Source organism: bacterium (genome assembly GCA_024224155.1).
Taxonomy (GTDB): Bacteria; Acidobacteriota; Thermoanaerobaculia; order Multivoradales; family JAHEKO01; genus CALZIK01.
In genome coordinates, this window is the sequence record JAAENP010000426.1 from 1 (window position 1) to 3,568 (window position 3,568).

At 67.0% G+C, this 3,568-nt stretch carries 4 protein-coding genes; all 4 read left to right on the plus strand.

Going from position 1 to position 3,568, the window contains the following annotated elements; genetic code table 11:
* The first annotated feature begins 335 nt into the window (after positions 1 to 335).
* The 4 genes from GY769_21190 (at position 336) to GY769_21205 (ending at position 3,235) form a co-directional block, all read left to right on the plus strand.
* Positions 336 to 629 carry a HigA family addiction module antidote protein gene (locus tag GY769_21190; protein MCP4204434.1) on the plus strand — a complete coding sequence of 98 codons (294 nt, stop codon included), beginning with the start codon at positions 336 to 338 and terminating at the stop codon, positions 627 to 629.
* Between the two features lie 337 nt (positions 630 to 966).
* On the plus strand, positions 967 to 2,523 hold the full coding sequence (locus tag GY769_21195) for a GMC family oxidoreductase (GenBank protein ID MCP4204435.1): 1,557 nt from the start codon (positions 967 to 969) through the stop codon (positions 2,521 to 2,523).
* Positions 2,520 to 2,963 carry a hypothetical protein gene (locus tag GY769_21200; protein ID MCP4204436.1) on the plus strand — a complete coding sequence of 148 codons (444 nt, stop codon included), beginning with the start codon at positions 2,520 to 2,522 and terminating at the stop codon, positions 2,961 to 2,963. The genes GY769_21195 and GY769_21200 overlap by 4 nt, the downstream gene beginning before the upstream one ends.
* A 47-nt stretch (positions 2,964 to 3,010) precedes the next feature.
* The gene (locus tag GY769_21205) at positions 3,011 to 3,235 is read left to right on the plus strand and encodes a hypothetical protein (GenBank protein ID MCP4204437.1); all 225 of its coding nucleotides are present in this window, start codon (positions 3,011 to 3,013) and stop codon (positions 3,233 to 3,235) included.
* Positions 3,236 to 3,568 lie beyond the last annotated feature (333 nt).

Consider the following 3,568-nt stretch of genomic DNA (forward strand, 5'->3'; position numbering starts at 1 on the left):
CGAGCGCTTCTTGAGCGAGCTTCCGGGACTTGGTGCGTCGTTTGGAAGGGGTGTTCCAAACGGTCCGGTCCAGGACCTCCCCGAGGCGATGCGGACAGTTGTCAGCACGCGTCAGGGCGAAAGCCTCAGGCGGCTAAGCTCATGTCCCTCAGTGAGTTAAAGGATTCGAGTTGGGCGAAGACGGTGTTCCAAATCTCTCCCGTTAGGGTACCCAAGCGGGTTGTCGGGCCCATCAGGGTGACCAAACGGGATCGCTGGAACCCTCAGCGACTGGCCCGTGGCAGAGGCCTCTCGCCCAGACCTCTGACGGGCGCAGGATCCTCTAAGGACCCGAGATGAAGCACTTCTGCCGAAAACCCACCTACCCCGGCGAGATCCTGCACCACGAGTCTCTGGTGCCGCTCGGCCTCACCCAGAAGGCCCTTGCCGATCACATTGGCTGCAACAGCAAGGTCATCAACCGCATCGTCAACGGCCGCGAGGGCGTCACCACCGAGATGGCTCCGAAGTTCGGTGCGGCGCTCGGCACGACGCCTGAGTTCCAGCTAAATGCGCAGAAGGCGGTCGACTTGTACCGCGCAGGCGAGAGTATCGAACGTCTGCCGAAGCCGATCTCGAAGGCGAGCTGAAGGCAGCAGGCACCTCCGACTTCGAGCTCTCACAATCTACTTCTCGCTCAGGTCCGGCTGCGAGGTGAGCCCCTCGCACCCCTTTCTGGCGAGTCGTCGTCGACTGGAGATCAGCCGGGCCGGGGGCAGGCCCCGCCCCCACGCAGAAACCGGGACACCGGTGGCAGTAGGCCTGTGCGTCACCCGGCGCTCCTGATAGGGTGGCCGGCAACGCGCACCAGGACGTGCACCTGGCCGGACGGGAGACCCGTCCGGTGCTCGGCTGAGAGGAGGGAACCGCCTGAGCCAGGAGATTCGCGCAGACTATTGCATTGCCGGGGCCGGGGCCGCGGGCTCGGTGCTGGCGGCCAAGCTGGCGGCGACCGGCAAGAGGATCGTGCTGCTGGACCAGGGCCTCAGCTACTCGGAGGCGGACCGCGCCGACCTGCTGCGTCGGGGTGTCGAGACCCTCAGCGACTACGCCGACTACAACGACGACGCGCCGGCCGGGACGGTCACGCCGCACGGCTCGGCCGAGCCCGATGGGCAGGTCGTGGACTGGGCGGCCCAGCGGTTGTTCGGCATCGGGGGGACCGCGCTGCACTTCGAGGGCATCATGGGGCGCCCGCTCGAGGACGATCTCAGGGTGAGGTCCTTGTACGGCTTCGGGCGCGACTGGCCCATCGGCTACGCCGAGCTCGAGCCCTGGCTGCTGAGCGCCGAACGGGAGGTCGGGGTGGCCGGAAACGACGACAACCCCTACGCCTCGGCCCGATCGGGGCCGTTCCCCATGCCGGGCCACGCGTTCTCCTACTTCGATCGCGAGATCTTCGGTCCGGCGCTGGGGGCTCTGGGCATCACCGGGCACTCCTCGCCCCGCGCCATCCCTACCGAGCCGTACGGCGGCCGCTCGGAGTGCCTGGCTTGCCGGGCGTGCAAGTTCTGTCCCTCGGGGGCCCGGTACTCGCCGGACCGGGTGCATATCCGGGCAATCGAGGGACAGGAGAACGTGACGATCTTGCCGGGCGTGAGCCTGAGGCGTCTGGAGACCTCGCCTGCGGGGGACCGGATCGTGGCGGCCCACGCGCTGCGGGTGGAGGATCGCTCGCCCCTGGTGGTCACGGCGGAGCGCTTCGTGGTGGCTCTGGGAGGGGTCGAGACACCCCGTCTCCTGCTCCTCTCGGCCGCCGAGAGCGCCGCCGGCGACGGCCTGGGGAACCAGGGCGGGCAGCTGGGTCGGGGGTTCAGCGACCATGTCCACCCTTATGTCACCCACGACATCGGGCAGCATGCCGGAAGCCGGCTGGGTTTCGAGACCATGGTCACCGAGCACTTCAGGGTGCACGCGGACCGGCGCCAGGAGAACACCTTCTGGATGCTCGGCTCGCCGGCCATGGATTGGTTCCCGGTGGGCATGGAGGCCGCGAGCTGGGCGACGCGGGGAGAGGTGCTCTCCCTCGATGCGCTCCGCGAGAGCATCCCCCGCATGGTGACGCTCTCGGGCATGGTGGAGCTCGGGGGCGACGGCGTGCTCGACCTGGACCCCGATCAGCTGGACGCGTTTGGATCGCCGGTTGCCAGGATCACCCTGACGCTCACCGATCGAGACCGGAATGCCCCGGCGAAGATGGGCGAGGTGGCGGCCGAGATCGGCGAGGCCATGGGCGCTCTGAACATGTCCGAGATCACGCCGCCGGAATTCGGCCTGGGCTACCACCCCTCGGGCGCCACGGCCATGGCCGACTCGCCGGACGACGGCGTGTGCGACCCGGACCTCAAGGTGTTCGGGCAGGAGAACCTCTACCTGGTGAGCAATTCGGTCTTCCCGCACATGGGGGCCAATCCCCCCACGCTGACGATCATCGCGCTGGCCCTCCGGCTGGCGGATCACCTCGAAGGGAGGAACGCTTCATGAGCCGGTCGGAGTGGAAGCGTCGCGATTTCCTCAAGCTGATGATGACGCTGCCGGTGGGCTACGCCCTCGGGTGTGCCGTGGAGACCAGGACGCCGGCGCAGGAGTCGCTGGGCAGGTTGGTGCTGGCCCTGGGGCCCTGGTCGCAGGGCGAGCGGGAGCGCGCGCAGGAATTCGCCGAGCGGTTCCTCGCTGCGGAGCACCTGGTGGGCCTCTACCTGCCCGAGTCGAGCGGGGTGATCCGGAGCCTGGCGCAGCGCTTCCCGAAGGGCGCCATGGCGGTGGGGGAGCTGGAGCTGGGCGCCCTGCCCTCGGAGGAGCGCGAGCTCGCCGTGGAGCTGGTGCAGCAGCTCTACAGCCTCATCGAGGTGCGGTTCGAGATCTCGAACGAGCCCCGCTGGGGCGAGTGCCAGGGCGAGCGAACGCTCTTCTATGTGCGCTGACTTGTCAAGCTTCTGGTACTCGATTTGATGAGCTCAGGGGCTTCGTTTTGCTGTGGGGAGTAGTCCCCGACGCCCTTCTATCCGTGCCGGCCAAGTGGCCGATCACCCAATCCTGGCCTTCGCCGCGGGGCAGAGGCTGTGGAAGCCAGGAGGAGGCGCGCTGCGAGCTGATCGAGGCCGACATGTTCGCGAGCCTGCCCTTTCGGGCCGACGTCTGCATCTTGAAGCGGGTCGTTCACGATTGGCCTGACAGGAGGCGATCAAGATACTGACCAATTGCCGGGATGTTGTCGCCCCGACCGGCAGGATTCTAGTTGTCGAACCGGTCGTGACCGGTTTCCTCAGTGCGCTCATAGACGTGCTCATGTTGGCCTTTGGGGGACGAGAGCGCAGCGAGTAAAATACCTGCAAGTCCGACCGTCCACCGACAGGAATCGGGGAAGATTTCCCGGAGGGAACTGCAGATGAAGATCAACTCGGGCACGCCTGGGGAACCCAAATGACAGAATCCGGTGACTTCAGTTTTGGGGACAGCTCGGTTGCCAACGCCTATGATGACGGCTTGGTGCCCGCGCTTTTCGAGCCCTGGGCCGCTCGACTCATCG